Origin of the sequence: Nguyenibacter sp. L1, from assembly GCF_035199985.1 — a bacterium.
In the GTDB taxonomy this organism is placed as follows: domain Bacteria; phylum Pseudomonadota; class Alphaproteobacteria; order Acetobacterales; family Acetobacteraceae; genus Gluconacetobacter; species Gluconacetobacter vanlangensis.
Genome location: NZ_CP127015.1, coordinates 1372501 through 1385404 on the forward strand (window position 1 = coordinate 1372501; position 12904 = coordinate 1385404).

A 12904-nucleotide genomic window follows, 5' to 3' on the forward strand; every position below is an offset into this window, starting at 1 on the left:
CAGCCCGAAATGCGCGGCCTGCGCCGCGATGCCGGACAGCAGGAACGCGTCGCGCGCATCCGGCCCGATGACCGGCACCATCGCTCCCTGCCGCCGCGACGCCGCGGTGCGCAGCGCATCTCCACCCCCCGCATGGTCCAGATGGCCGTGAGTCAGCAGGATCGCATCCAGCGTCAGATCGCGTGCCTCCAGCTCACGCATCACGCGTGGTACGTCGCCACCGGGATCGACCACGACGGCATGGCGGCTGGCCGGATCCCACAGGACCGCGCAATTCTGCTCGAACGCGGTCACTGGCACGACCAGCAGATCCAACCCGTCCAGATCCGAGGAAAACGACACTGGGGCCTCCTTGCCGACCGTGCGGCCAGGTATGGAATTCGGACATGATGGATGCCCGCTCCGCTCTGTACGCCCCGAGACACGGACGAGCAAGGCCGCCCATCCGCGCCTTATGGCCTGTCTATATTCAAGCTGATAGAGTGCTACCCATGACGCCGCACCCCTTGCCCTTCGACCCACTGGATTTGGCAATTGCCTGGACCGAAGCCGGCGAGCAGGCCGCCCTGGCGATCGTCGTGGCCACCTGGGGCAGTTCGCCGCGCCCGCCCGGCAGCATGATGGCCGTCAGCGCCACCGGACGGATCGAAGGATCCGTTAGCGGCGGTTGTGTCGAGGCCGCCGTGGTGGATGCGGCCGCCACGGCCATGGCGCACGGAGGCACCGAATTACTGACCTATGGCGTGACGTCCGAGCAGGCCTGGGCCGTTGGTCTGGCCTGCGGCGGGGAGCTTGATATCCTGGTCGAGTCGATCGGACCGGCCGGCTCATTGCCGCTCGATCTGGCGCGGCGGGCTGCCGCCCTGCGGCGTGCCCGGCGCGCGGTTATCCTGGCGACCAACCTGCCCGACAGGCAGCATGTGCTGATCGAAAAGACGACCGATCGACTGCACGTTGTCGCGGGCGCGCCGCCGCCCGACATTTTGCGGCCGAGCCTAGAATCCGTTTTTCGCAACGGCCGAAGCCAGCGGCAGCGGGATGCGGAGGGACGACTCTGGTTCCTGCACCTGCTGACCCCTCCCCACCGCCTGCTGATCGTCGGCGCGGTGCATATTGCCCAGGTTCTGGCACCGCTGGCCGCGGCGGCTGGATTCGACGTTACGGTGATCGATCCGCGCGCCCAGCTTGCCACCCCGGAACGCTTCCCCGGGATCACGCTGCAGGTCGATTGGCCCGACGAGGCCCTTGAGCGCATCGACATCGACAGCCACACCGCTATCGTCACCCTGACCCATGACGCAAAGCTCGACGACCCCAGCCTGCGCGTCGCGCTGAACAGCCCGGCCTTCTATATCGGCGCGCTGGGATCGCGCAAAACCCAGGCTTCCCGGCTGATGCGCCTGCGCGAAGACGGTTTCGATACCGATCGGACCGCCCGCATCCGCGGCCCTGTCGGACTGGCGATCGGCGCCACCGGCGCACCGGAGATCGCCCTGTCGATCCTGGCCGAGATCGTGGCCGTGCGGCACGATGCCCCACTTGCCCATCAGCGCGGCTGGACGTGACCACCCGACCCAAATCCGTCGCCGCAATCCTTCTGGCCGCCGGCCGGTCCACGCGCACCGGTGCGCGTCATAAATTGCTGGCGTCCGATCGGGCGAGCGTTCCAATGGTCGTCCGCACGCTACGGGCCCTATGCACCAGTCCGGCCTGGCCGATCATCGTCGTCCTGGGCCATCGCGCGGACGATCTTCGGACGGTCATCGCCGCACACGCCCCGTATGAGCAGGACGTGACGACCTGTCTCGCCGCCGATCACGCCGATGGCCTGTCGGCGAGCCTGCGCGCCGGCGTGAGAGAGGCGGCACGCCACCGGCCATCCGGCGTCCTGATCTGCCTGGGCGACATGCCAGGGCTGAAACCCGACTTGGTCGCCCGCCTGATCGCCTGTCACCACGAAGCCGCCGCCCCGGCCATCGTCCCTGTCCATGGCGGGCAGCATGGCCATCCGGCGCTATGGGATCGCGCCATGATCCCGGAACTGATAGCCCTGCGAGGTGACCAGGGCGCGCGGGGACTGATCCGCGCCCTGGGCACGCGCGTAAGGACACTCGACGCTGATCCGTCGATCCATCAAGATTTCGACACGGCCGAGCAACTGGATGATTTTGCCCGATCCTAATCCCTCCTCGAGTTGACCGACGCCATCCCGGTATCGGACAAGAGGAGCACGCGACCCGCCGCGGTCGCATCACGAGGAACTGGCCCATGAGCAAGATCATCCGCACCGAACCGAACGCGATCCTGTCGAAGGTCGTCGAATATCACGGCTTCCTGTTCACCCAGGGCTTCGTCGCCCGCGACCTGACGGCCGACATCGTCGCCCAGACACATGACGTGCTGGAGCAGATCGACGAGGCCCTGGAGCAGCACGGCACCGACAAGACGCGCCTGCTGCAGGCGCAGATCTGGCTGAAGGACATCAAAGATCGTGACGCGATGAACGGCGTATGGTCGGCCTGGCTGCCCAAGGATGGCGCGCCTGCCCGCGCATGTGTCCAGGCAGTAATGGCCGCCCCCGAGATCCTGGTCGAAATCATGATCGTCTGCACGAAGTAGTAAGAACGGCGGAGGACACGCTTTCATCGCGATTCCATCTGTCGCATTTCGGCAACGGATTGCGATTCCCGGATATTTGAAGGCCGGCCAGGGCTTCCTGGCCGGCTTTTTCGTGGGAACCAAAATTTTTCATTCAAAAACTGGAATCTGGATCAGAGATCAAGGAATATATTCCTGATTATTTCGACTGGCTGGTGAATTTTAATAAAATTTGACCAGTCTCCTCCCAGAAATGCGGCGACGTCTTGTCAGGGTTGCAACCGCCTTGCTACGCCTCGTTGCGCAGTGACTTGGCAGGTGGGATTCTTCGGGATGCGGGCAGGCGGTTTGGGACGTTCTTTCCTTTTATCACTGGCGGCCGCTTCCCTCGGTTTGACCCTCTCTCCCAAGGCGGATGCCCGGGCGCACCATGCGCATCGCAGCATCATGCATCATGTGGTCTATCATCGGCACGACGGCGGCCATGTGATTCAGTGCGTGGCTTTCGCCAAGGCCGATTCCGACGTCGCCTTGCACGGTAATGCGGCCAATTGGTGGTACAACGCCGCCGGGGTCTATGCCCGCGGCTCTGCTCCCGAATCCGGCAGCATCCTGAACTTCCGCGCCAATCGCCGCATGCCGCTGGGACACGTCGCAGTCGTGACCGACATTGTCGACAGCCGAACCATCACCATCGACCAATCCCACTGGGCCCAGCGCGGCATCAGCCGCCATGTGTCGGTCATCGACGTGTCGCCCAACAATGACTGGACGGCCGTGCGTGTGGCGTTAGGCCATAACGGCGCCTATGGCAGCATCTATCCGACCTATGGCTTCATCTATGCGCGTCCGGACACGACCGGTCACGTCATGATGGCCAGCAGCGAACGTGCCGTGCCGCATACGCGCAACGACGCGCCCAGCGATCTTCGCCGCCCGATGGCGTCGACCGAAGTGGCCGAGGCGCCGGAAAGCCTGCCGGTCATGACCTATGGCCACGCCTTCCGCGACGACGCGCCGAATCGCTCCATCCGCTGATATTCATCGCTTGGGGCAAAAAGGCGCCATTTCCAAATCCCCGGCCCGGGACAGAACCGGTCAGGGCCGTCCCGCCCGGTGGTACGGATGACCGGACGCAATCGCCCGCGCGCGATAAAGCTGTTCGGCCAGCAATCCCCGCACCAGCATATGCGGCCAGGTCATCGGCCCCAGGGAGAGCGTGTCATCCGCGCGCGCGAGCACGCTGCCATCCAGTCCCTCTGCCCCGCCGATCACGAAGCAGAGCGGCCGCGCCAAGCCCATCCAACGTTCGACGAGGCGCGCGAAAGCCATGCTGTCATGGGTTCGCCCGCCTTCATCCAGCGCGACCGCGAACGCCCGCTCCGGCAAGGCCGAAAGCAGCCCCTGCGCCTCGCGCCGCTTGATCTCGACCGCCGCCCCCCGGCCCTCGGCAATTTCCACCAGACCCAGCCGCGGCGTCAGCCGCGCGGCATAACGCTGGAACAGATCGTGCTCAACACGATCCTTCATGCGCCCGACAGCAATCAACCGCATTCCGTCCTCGCCTGAAACAGAATGTGCGACCGGGCCTTATCCCTCGGCCGGCGGCACGTCCAGTTCGGCGCCCCACATGCGCTCTAGCCCGTACATGGCCCGAGCCTCGGCCTTGAACAGATGAACGACGATATCGCCGGCGTCGATCAGCACCCAGTCCGACCCGCTGGCGCCTTCGATCAGCACTCGCTTCAAGCCGGCATCGCCGAGCTTGCGTTCGATATGCGCGGCCATGGCCGCGATCTGGCGGTCCGCGAGTCCGGTCGCGATCACCATCCGGTCGGCGAACGCCGCCCGACCGGTCAGGTCCAGCACCACGATGTCCTCGCCCTTGTCGTCAGCGATGCTCTCGGTGATGATGGACAGGTATTTCTCCAGCAGGCTGGTTTCCGCCGGCTCGCGCTTCACCGCCTTGGCCGGCCCGGCGACCGCCGCCTTCTTGCGCGGCGTGCCCGGGGCCTTCACCGCGCCGGCAACCGCATGCGTACCGCCGGAGGCGCTTCTGCCGGCTGTGCCGGACGTCTTCTTGGTTGCCGTGCGACGAGTGGTGCCCGTATCGGCCGGAGGCTTCCTGGCGATGACCGTCTCTCCTGATGCATGAGGCGCAGGCGGTTCGGCCGATGATAACGCACAACCCCGGTCCAATGCCCGCAATTCCGTTGCTGATATACCGATCTGGGGGGCCGGAAGAAAGGCCCAAGCACAAGGCACGCAATCCGCCAGGATCGTCGCCTGCCGCCCCGGTCGGCGCCAGCGGGCCAGGGCCAGCGCCGCCTGCCCCCGCAGCGCCGCGGTGTTGTAGGGCGGCCGCGGCAGCACCGCGAACGGCACCTGCGCGACGATGCCCCGCCACGCGTGCCAGCGCGGCAATTGCGCAAGCCCGTCCGCCCCCATCAGCCATATGAACGCGACATGGGGAAAACGCCGCCGCAACAACGAAACCGTATCGACGGTATAGCGCGTCCCCATCCGCTGCTCGATATCGGTCGCGACGACGCGCCGCCCATCCACCCGTGCCGCCACCTTCGCCAGGCGCTCGGCGAACGGCGCCATCCCTTCGACCGGTTTCAGCGGATTCCCCGGCGAAACCATCAGCCAAACCTGGTCCAGACGCAAATGCCGCAGCGCCCGCCGTGCCAGGCGCAGATGGCCCTCATGCACCGGATTGAACGAGCCGCCCAACAGGCCGATTCGAGCCCGTCGCCCGTCGCCCCACGCGGGAATCGACACCATTGTCAGGGCCGCTGCTGCCCCGTGCCGATGACCTCGTAGCGATAGGTCGTCAACTGCTCCAGGCCGACGGGTCCGCGGGCATGCAGGCGCCCGGTGGCGATACCGATCTCGGCCCCGAACCCGAACTCGCCCCCGTCACAGAACTGGGTCGACGCATTCCACATCACCACGGCACTATCGGTACCGTTCAGGAACCGGGCCGCCGCCTCGGCATCCTCGGTCACGATGGCTTCGGTATGCGCGCTGCCATGGCGGACGATATGCGCCAGGGCGTCGTCCACCCCGTCCACTACCGCGATCGACAGCACGGCATCCAGCCATTCGGTGGCGAAATCGGCGACGCTCGCCGCCGGCAGACCGGGCACGATCGCCCGCGCGCGAGCGTCGGCCCGGAAGGCACAGCCCCGTGCAGCCAGATCGGCGACGATGACGGGCAAGAGCGACGGCGCCACTGCCGCGTCAATCAGCAGCGTCTCCGTCGCCCCGCAGATTCCGGTGCGCCGCATCTTGGCATTCACCACCAATCCCCGTGCCATATCCGGATCGGCCGCCGCGTGGACATAGGTGTGGCAAAGCCCCTCGGCATGCGACAGGACCGGTACCCGCGCCTCGCGCTGCACGCGCTCGACCAGAGACTTGCCGCCACGCGGGATGATCAGGTCGATCTGCCCGGATGCGGCCAGCATGTCGGCCACATGGCGCCGATCGGCATCCGGTGCGATCTGCACCGATGCTTCGGGCAACTCCACCGCCCGCAGGCCGGCCACCATCGCCGCGTGAATCGCCCGCGCGCTGTGCAAACTCTCGGATCCACCGCGCAGGACGACCGCATTGCCCGATTTGATGCACAGGCCCGCCGCGTCCGCGCCGACATTCGGCCGGCTTTCATAGATCATGCCGATCACCCCGACCGGCGTCGCGATACGGCGGAAACGCAACCCGTTGGGCCGCGTCCATTCCGCCAGCACCCGCCCGACCGGATCGGGCAGCACCGCTACGTCCTCCAGCCCGACCGCCATCGCCTCGATTCGTGCCGGCGTCAGGGTCAGCCGGTCGCGAAATGCCGCCGTCGTGGTGGAATGCGCCAGGTCGCGCGCATTCACCGCCAGGATCTCGTCCTGCCGGTCGCGCAAGGCCCGTGCCGCATGGCGCAGTGCGGCGTTGCGCGCATCGGTGGTACTGCGCGCCAGCGCCCGCGCCGCGTCACGTGCCCGCGCGGCCAGGCCCGGCATGGCCGGGACCCACTGGTCCTGCTGGTCCATGACGGGCGTGACTGCGTTCATGATCGGGCTCCCTGCTCCGCGCGGCCGATCCGGCCGCGATCCGACGCGCATTGTCGAACCTTGCACGCCAGGACGCAAGCCGGATCACGACCGACCGGCAGGCTCTCAGACATTGAAGCGGAAGAGGAGGACGTCGCCATCCTGCACGACATAGTCACGCCCTTCGATCCGCAGCTTGCCCGCTTCCTTCGCCCCAGCCTCGCCGTGATATTGAACATAGTCGGCATAGGCTATGGTCTCGCAGGCAATGAAGCCGCGCTCGAAATCATTATGGATCACAGCGGCGGCCTGCGGCGCACGGGTGCCGGCGGTGATCGTCCAGGCACGGGTTTCCTTCGGCCCGACGGTAAAATAGGTCCGCAGCCCCAGCAGACGGTACCCCGCCGCGATCACCCGATCCAGACCACTATCGGCCAGGCCCAGCCCTTCCAGGAACTCCTTGCGGTCCTCGGGGCCCAACTGGCTGACTTCGGCCTCGATCGCGGCAGAAACCACCACGGCCGCGGCGCCCTCGGCTTCGGCGCGGGCCTGGACGCGCTCGGACCAGGCATTGCCGGTCGCAGCCGAGGCTTCCTCGACGTTGCAGACATACAGAACGGGCTTGGTGGTCATCAACTGCAGCCGGCGCACCGCCTCTTCCTGCCCGGCGGGGATCGCCTGGCGGGCGGGACGCCCCTCGCGCAGCACCGCGATCAGCGGCTCCATCAGCGCCACCTGCGCCGCGGCCTCGCGATCATTGCCCTTGGCCTTCTTTTGCAGGGCGACGATCCGCTTTTCCAGCGAATCCAGGTCGGCCAGCATCAGTTCGGTCTCGATAATCTCAGCGTCGCGAATCGGGTCGATCCCACCCTCGACATGGGTGATGTCGTCATCCTCGAAACAGCGCAGCACGTGGATGATCGCATCGACCTCGCGGATATTCGCCAGGAACTGGTTGCCCAGTCCCTCGCCGCGCGATGCGCCTCGCACCAGACCGGCTATATCAACGAATTCCAGGCTGGTCGGCAGGATCTTCTGCGACTTGCCGATGGCGGCCAGCGCCTCCAGGCGCGGATCGGGGACGGCGACCCGCCCCACGTTCGGCTCGATGGTGCAGAACGGATAATTCGCCGCCTGGGCCGTGGCCGTCGCGGTCAGAGCGTTGAACAGGGTCGACTTGCCGACATTCGGCAGACCCACAATGCCGCAATTGAACCCCATCAGCCATTCTCCCCGGTCAGCAACGCCAGTTTAGTCATGAACAGTTCCGGCTGCCCGTCCGCCAGGATGGGCGCCGCATCGGACATGGCGTCGAGCATCCGCTCCAGCCAGTCCTGATCGCTTTTCGAAAAGTCGCCCAGCACATGCCCTGTCACGCGCTCCTTCGCGCCGGGATGGCCGATACCGATGCGAACCCGCCAGTAGTCCGGACTGCCCAGCATCCGATCCATCGAACGCAGACCGTTATGCCCCGCCGCCCCACCGCCGCGCTTCACCCGCACCCGTCCGGGCGGCAGGTCCAGCTCGTCATGGAAAGCGGTGATGGCTTCGACTGGAATCTTGTAGAACGCGGCGGCCTGCTGAACGCTTTCACCCGAAAGGTTCATGTAGGTCATGGGCTTGAGCAGCAGCATCCTATGCGCGCCCACCCGCCCTTCGGCCACCTCGCCACGGAAACGCTTCCGCCATGGCGCAAAGCCATGGCGGGACGCGATCCGATCGACGGCCATGAAACCGACATTGTGCCGGTGCCGGCTCATTCCCGGCTCAGGATTTCCGAGCCCGGTCCAGAGCAGCATGCCGTATTCCCTGTCTTAAAGCGTGCCGTGGCGGGACCGGCCGATCACGGCACGCTCCACGTTGCTGCTTTACAGAGCATCTTCACGTGATGAGGCGTTTCCACCTTCATCACGATTTGCTCCATGGCCGTCCGGCCGGCGATTATTTCTTCGCCGGGGTCGCCGTCGCGGCGGCCGGTTCCGCCGCCTCGTCGACGCTCGGCGCCGCGATGGTGGCGATCACGAAGTTCGGGATCTGCAGGACCGGCGTGGCGTTCTCGGTACCCTGCAGGTCGTCCCAGCGCACGTTGCCGTGGATGTCCAGTTGCGACAGGTCCACCGTGAAGGACGACGGAATATTCGCCGGATCGACGCTGACATCCACCGTGTGGCGGACGATGTTCAGCACGCCGCCGCGCTTGATGCCGGGGGCCTTGTCTTCGCCGGTGAAGACGATCTGCACTTCGACATGCACGCGCTCGCCGGCCGCCAGGCGCTGGAAATCCACATGGATCGGCTGATCGCTGACCGGATGGAGCTGGATCTCGCGCATCAGCGCATGAGTCGACGTGCCATCGACGGTGACGTCGTATACACGCGAACGCCAGCCGGCCTTGTGCATCTCGCGCATCACCAGGCGGGGGTCGAGCGCGATCAGAACGGCTTCCTGCTTCGCACCATAAATGACGGCCGGGACCTGACCGTCACGCCTCGTCGCACGCGCTGCCCCCTTACCAGCCTTCGCGCGCGAAGAAGCCTCGAGTTTCGTGAATTGGGTCACTTTACGCTCCTGAAAACCAAGCGCGCAGGCCTCCAGGGGTGCCTGCGCGAGCGCGGCGTGTAACGGAAAATGCGCGCCGACGCAAATCTTTCAGGCACGGGCCCAGCCGCAACGCGGGCTCAGCCCAGCTTGTCCAGACCCCACGGAGCCTTGCCGGCTGCATCGGACGGCGTCACCCACAGCGGCGTGGCGTTGGGCAGGCGCACATTGGCCGGCAGGTTCATCGCCGCGCGCAGGGCACGGAACATCGCGCCATGGCAGACGATCAGCACCGGGCCTTCGCCGTCCAACGCACGGTTCACCGCCGCCACGGCCCGGGCGCGCAGCGTGACAAAGGGCTCGGCACCCTTCGGCGTGTACGCGCCGGCGATCCAGCTATCGTACCAGTCGCCCATCGGCTGGCCTTCCTGCTCACCGAAACAGACTTCCTGCAGCCCTTCATCGACCGCAACCGACAGCGGAGCCGCGCGCGACGTGGCCATCGCCTGGGCGACGATCTCAGCCGTACGCAATGCGCGGATCAGTGGCGACGAGACGATGCGCGCCACCTTGGCATAACGTGCCTCCTCGCGCGATAGCAGCGCGCCGGCATCCTCGGCCTGAGCGATCCCGCGCGTGTTCAGCGGAATGTCCGACCGTCCCTGTGAAAGCCCGGCAGCGTTCCAGTCCGTCTCGCCATGGCGCAGGTACCAGTACGGGCGGGCAATCAACTCGGTCATGAGGGGCGGCTCCTCTCGGCTCGCTACTCCCCGATAGGTCCATGTTCGGCCTGGGTCAATCCGCCCGCCTTGGCCGTCCAGCGGAACCGCCACTCAGTCGAACAGCGAGGAGACGGAACTTTCGTCCGCCACGGCGCGCATGGCGCGCGATAGCAGGTTCGCGGTGCTGATCTGACGGATGTTCACGGCCTGCTCCACGACCTCGGTCGCGGCGATGCTATCGGTCAGCGTCAACATGCGGATCGGCGACTGGGCGATGCGCGGCACCGCGCTGCCAGTCAGGACCCCGTGCGTCACATATGCCTCGACCGCAACAGCCCCCTCCTTGACCAGCGCCACTGCGGCGTTGCACAGCGACCCGCCGCTATCGACGATGTCATCGACCAGGATGCAGTACCGCCCCCGCACGTCGCCGATTACGTTCATCACCTCGGAGACGCCGGCGCGCTCGCGCCGTTTGTCGATGATCGCCAGGTCCACGTTCAGGCGCTGGGCCAGCTGCCGCGCCCGCACCACGCCGCCCACGTCGGGCGAGACGATCATCAAGTTCTGGAACCCACCCGGGATCTCCAGCGGTGGCACGGCATAAGGCAGCGATCCGGGATCGATCCGCCCCTTGATGTCGCGCGTGAACAGCGGCGCGGCATACAGATTGTCCACCGGAATGTCGAAGAAGCCCTGGATCTGCATGGCATGCAGGTCCATAGTCAGGATGCGGTTTGCCCCCGCTTCGACCAGCAGATTGGCGACCAACTTCGCGCTGATGGGCGTGCGCGAGCCGGATTTACGATCCTGCCGCGCGTAGCCGAAATAAGGCACCACCGCCGTGACCCGACGGGCCGATGCACGACGCAGGGCGTCAAGCATGATCAGCAGTTCCATCAGGTTGTCGTTGGTCGGTGAGCACGTGCTCTGGATGACGAAGATGTCTTCACCCCGGACATTCTCGTGAATCTCGACGAAGACCTCCATGTCCGCGAAACGCCGAACCGAAACGTTGCACAGGGGCATCCGCAACTCCGCCGCCACCTTCTCGGCAAGGGGCAGGTTGCTGTTACAGGCGACGATCTTCATCTGGCGACGCTCTCCCCCGGGGCGGTCTCATGGGCTGGCGGCGCGGGTATTAGCAACCGCGCCCGCCCCTGTCATCCGTCTGCCGCAACGGTCCTGCACGCCGAACGTTTCCGCCCGCGCGACAGCAGGCTCATTGTTGCAAATTCGCTACAGGCGTGCCCGAGCCGTTCGCGGCTCCACCGGCGGGCATCGGCAGCGGCACGTTGTTCCGCCCCGAATAGCGCGAAACCACCTGCCGCACCCCGCCGGCCGCCTCCTGCGCCGCGACCATGGCCACCTCGCCCCAATGGCCGTCCAGCGCGTGGGCGTCGATATCGTGCAATTGCGTCGCCGCCCCGGCTTCCTTGCCCGCCTGATCCACCACCCGCCAGACCAGTTGCATATGCTGCTGCTTCTGCCCGGATGCGCCCGGCGGCGCGTCGGAAACCGATACGGCGCAGGACACGGTGAAATCGGCATCGCGCGGCGAGGCCTGCACGGCGTTCTGGGCATCGCCCAGAGCGCGTACGAAGGCTTGGCCCAGCGCGATGTCGCCATCGCCCGGCGCGCCATGCACGCCGGCGAAATAGATCCGTGCCGCTCGGTGCTTCAGGCTACGCGGATCCTGGGCCATCTGCGCCGCCTGGATCCCGGTCAGGGCCGCGGCAATCCCGGGCGCTGCCTGCTCTGCCACCCGACGCAGCGTCGCCGGGGCACCGGCCGCCCAGATCGTGGCCGGTATGGGGTCGCCGGCCTCGGCACTGCGCACCCGGCCATCGGGCATCATCACGCTATAGGTCGGCACCACGTCCTGGCCCCGAGCCTCCGCCCCCAGGCGCAGCCACCAGTCCCCCTTGCGCGCGGGCTGCGCCATGGCCGGCACCGTCTGGTCCAGCAGCGCGGCCGCCACGTCGCGGCTCCATGCCTGGGCCGCCGCCTGCGGCAACAGGGCCGAAGGCGGCACAGGCACCGCTAGGCGCGCGGGCGGCGGACTGCCTGCCAGCGACCACCCCTCGCGCCCCGGATCACGAAACGGATGCGGAACGTCTAGGCATCCGGACAGCAGGCCGACACCGGCCATGGCCACCAGCGCGGCCATATGGCGAAGAACGGGGATACGCATCATGCGTCGCTTGTAGCACCGGCCCGGGCGATCGCCGAAATCTGATGCCCAATCGGCCCGCCACCCGCCAAAGTACGCCGCCGATGACTGAAGAAACGCCGCGTATCGTCCAGCGTATCCACACCAAGCGCTATTGCCCGGCCGATCCCGGCGCGCCGCAGCCGTGCCACGCAATAGCCGGCCAGGTCGAACTGGTAATGTTCCGCGCGCCGCCCACCGGCAAAGAAAGCTTCGGCATCCGGGTCCTCCGCCAGCGCCCGGGCGCGCATGTCGGCCCCGACCTCGTAGCTCTGCTGCCCGATGCAGGGTCCCACGACCGCCCGGACCGTCACCGCTGGCGCCCCCAGCCGGGCCATCGCCGCCAGCGTGGCCTCCAGCACGCCCCCCACCGCGCCGCGCCAGCCGGCATGGGCCGCGCCGACCACACCGCCATCCTCGGCCGCGAACAATACCGGTCCGCAATCGGCGGTGATCACCCCCAGCGCCACCCCCGGCCGGTCGGTGACCAGCGCGTCGGCCTGCGGCGCGGCGCCAGCCTCCCATGGACTGGTCACGACCGCCACGCCGTCGCCATGCACCTGGGTCACTCCCAGCAGGCATTCCGGACGCACCCCCATGACGGTTGCGACCCGGCGGCGGTTTTCGGCCAGCGCCTGGGGCGTATCGCCCGAACGGGTGGAACAGTTCAGGCTTTCGTACGGGCCCTGCGATACGCCCCCAAGCCGGGTGAAGAACCCGTGCGGTACATCACCCAGCAAGACGTGACGCAGGACGGCCTCGGGCGGAATCGCGTCCGTCCCCAT

Annotated in this window: 15 protein-coding genes and 1 pseudogene (1 of these 16 cut by a window edge); 4 read left to right on the forward strand and 12 right to left on the reverse strand. The window is 66.9% G+C overall.

From position 1 onward, the window contains the following. Positions 1-342: the 5' portion of an MBL fold metallo-hydrolase gene (locus QN315_RS06155; protein WP_323992159.1), read on the reverse strand. It extends 333 nt beyond the left edge of the window; 342 of the gene's 675 nt are visible here — the first part of the coding sequence; its start codon is at positions 340-342; its stop codon lies beyond the left edge, outside the window. Positions 343-491: 149 nt separating this feature from the next. Between QN315_RS06155 and QN315_RS06160 the strand changes: the two genes are divergently transcribed. From QN315_RS06160 to QN315_RS06175, 4 genes are all read left to right on the forward strand, one after another. Beyond that, positions 492-1565 carry an XdhC/CoxI family protein gene (locus QN315_RS06160; RefSeq protein ID WP_323992161.1) on the forward strand — a complete coding sequence of 358 codons (1074 nt, stop codon included), beginning with the start codon at positions 492-494 and terminating at the stop codon, positions 1563-1565. Beyond that, complete coding sequence (locus QN315_RS06165; protein ID WP_323992162.1) at positions 1562-2182, forward strand: nucleotidyltransferase family protein; 621 nt, start codon at positions 1562-1564, stop codon at positions 2180-2182. The genes QN315_RS06160 and QN315_RS06165 overlap by 4 nt, the downstream gene beginning before the upstream one ends. An 86-nt stretch (positions 2183-2268) precedes the next feature. Further along, the gene (locus QN315_RS06170; protein WP_323992164.1) at positions 2269-2619 is read left to right on the forward strand and encodes a RidA family protein; all 351 of its coding nucleotides are present in this window, start codon (positions 2269-2271) and stop codon (positions 2617-2619) included. Positions 2620-2931: 312 nt separating this feature from the next. After that, a complete protein-coding gene (locus tag QN315_RS06175) occupies positions 2932-3636 on the forward strand; it encodes a CHAP domain-containing protein (protein WP_323992167.1) in 705 nt (234 codons plus the stop codon). Between the two features lie 60 nt (positions 3637-3696). Here the strand turns inward: QN315_RS06175 and QN315_RS06180 are convergent, their stop codons facing one another. The 11 genes and pseudogenes from QN315_RS06180 to pgeF form a co-directional block, all read right to left on the reverse strand. Next, complete coding sequence (locus QN315_RS06180; RefSeq protein WP_323992169.1) at positions 3697-4152, reverse strand: 23S rRNA (pseudouridine(1915)-N(3))-methyltransferase RlmH; 456 nt, start codon at positions 4150-4152, stop codon at positions 3697-3699. Positions 4153-4188: 36 nt separating this feature from the next. Then, the gene (rsfS, locus tag QN315_RS06185; protein ID WP_323993280.1) at positions 4189-4617 is read right to left on the reverse strand and encodes a ribosome silencing factor; all 429 of its coding nucleotides are present in this window, start codon (positions 4615-4617) and stop codon (positions 4189-4191) included. Positions 4618-4797: 180 nt separating this feature from the next. Beyond that, a pseudogene (locus QN315_RS06190) lies at positions 4798-5385 on the reverse strand (nicotinate-nucleotide adenylyltransferase); the annotation flags it as partial. Positions 5386-5387: 2 nt separating this feature from the next. Continuing rightward, a complete protein-coding gene (locus QN315_RS06195) occupies positions 5388-6647 on the reverse strand; it encodes a glutamate-5-semialdehyde dehydrogenase (protein WP_323993281.1) in 1260 nt (419 codons plus the stop codon). Between the two features lie 126 nt (positions 6648-6773). Then, positions 6774-7868, reverse strand: a complete 1095-nt coding sequence (gene ychF / locus QN315_RS06200; RefSeq protein ID WP_323992171.1) for a redox-regulated ATPase YchF — start codon at positions 7866-7868, stop codon at positions 6774-6776. Next, positions 7868-8446 carry an aminoacyl-tRNA hydrolase gene (gene pth, locus QN315_RS06205; protein WP_176640113.1) on the reverse strand — a complete coding sequence of 193 codons (579 nt, stop codon included), beginning with the start codon at positions 8444-8446 and terminating at the stop codon, positions 7868-7870. The genes ychF and pth overlap by 1 nt, the downstream gene beginning before the upstream one ends. 142 nt (positions 8447-8588) lie before the next feature. Next, positions 8589-9206 carry a 50S ribosomal protein L25/general stress protein Ctc gene (locus tag QN315_RS06210; RefSeq protein ID WP_323992173.1) on the reverse strand — a complete coding sequence of 206 codons (618 nt, stop codon included), beginning with the start codon at positions 9204-9206 and terminating at the stop codon, positions 8589-8591. Positions 9207-9325: 119 nt separating this feature from the next. After that, the gene (locus QN315_RS06215; protein ID WP_323992174.1) at positions 9326-9925 is read right to left on the reverse strand and encodes a histidine phosphatase family protein; all 600 of its coding nucleotides are present in this window, start codon (positions 9923-9925) and stop codon (positions 9326-9328) included. Positions 9926-10018: 93 nt separating this feature from the next. Continuing rightward, positions 10019-10999 carry a ribose-phosphate pyrophosphokinase gene (locus tag QN315_RS06220; RefSeq protein ID WP_323992176.1) on the reverse strand — a complete coding sequence of 327 codons (981 nt, stop codon included), beginning with the start codon at positions 10997-10999 and terminating at the stop codon, positions 10019-10021. Positions 11000-11129: 130 nt separating this feature from the next. Beyond that, positions 11130-12104 (reverse strand): hypothetical protein, encoded by a 975-nt coding sequence (locus tag QN315_RS06225; RefSeq protein ID WP_323992178.1) that lies wholly within the window; start codon positions 12102-12104, stop codon positions 11130-11132. After that, positions 12101-12904 carry a peptidoglycan editing factor PgeF gene (gene pgeF / locus QN315_RS06230; protein WP_323992180.1) on the reverse strand — a complete coding sequence of 268 codons (804 nt, stop codon included), beginning with the start codon at positions 12902-12904 and terminating at the stop codon, positions 12101-12103. Before pgeF ends, QN315_RS06225 begins: the two co-directional genes overlap by 4 nt.

Bases quoted from the DNA above. Each gene is read 5' to 3' on its own strand.
- QN315_RS06215 (WP_323992174.1), bottom strand. From the start codon at position 9,925: ATGACCGAGTTGATTGCCCGCCCGTACTGGTACCTGCGCCATGGCGAG.
- ychF (WP_323992171.1), bottom strand. From the start codon at position 7,868: ATGGGGTTCAATTGCGGCATTGTGGGTCTGCCGAATGTCGGCAAGTCG.
- QN315_RS06180 (WP_323992169.1), bottom strand. From the start codon at position 4,152: ATGCGGTTGATTGCTGTCGGGCGCATGAAGGATCGTGTTGAGCACGAT.
- pgeF (WP_323992180.1), bottom strand. From the start codon at position 12,904: ATGGGGACGGACGCGATTCCGCCCGAGGCCGTCCTGCGTCACGTCTTG.
- QN315_RS06175 (WP_323992167.1), top strand. From the start codon at position 2,932: ATGCGGGCAGGCGGTTTGGGACGTTCTTTCCTTTTATCACTGGCGGCC.
- QN315_RS06225 (WP_323992178.1), bottom strand. From the start codon at position 12,104: ATGATGCGTATCCCCGTTCTTCGCCATATGGCCGCGCTGGTGGCCATG.
- QN315_RS06170 (WP_323992164.1), top strand. From the start codon at position 2,269: ATGAGCAAGATCATCCGCACCGAACCGAACGCGATCCTGTCGAAGGTC.
- QN315_RS06160 (WP_323992161.1), top strand. From the start codon at position 492: ATGACGCCGCACCCCTTGCCCTTCGACCCACTGGATTTGGCAATTGCC.
- QN315_RS06220 (WP_323992176.1), bottom strand. From the start codon at position 10,999: ATGAAGATCGTCGCCTGTAACAGCAACCTGCCCCTTGCCGAGAAGGTG.
- QN315_RS06195 (WP_323993281.1), bottom strand. From the start codon at position 6,647: ATGGACCAGCAGGACCAGTGGGTCCCGGCCATGCCGGGCCTGGCCGCG.
- pth (WP_176640113.1), bottom strand. From the start codon at position 8,446: ATGCTGCTCTGGACCGGGCTCGGAAATCCTGAGCCGGGAATGAGCCGG.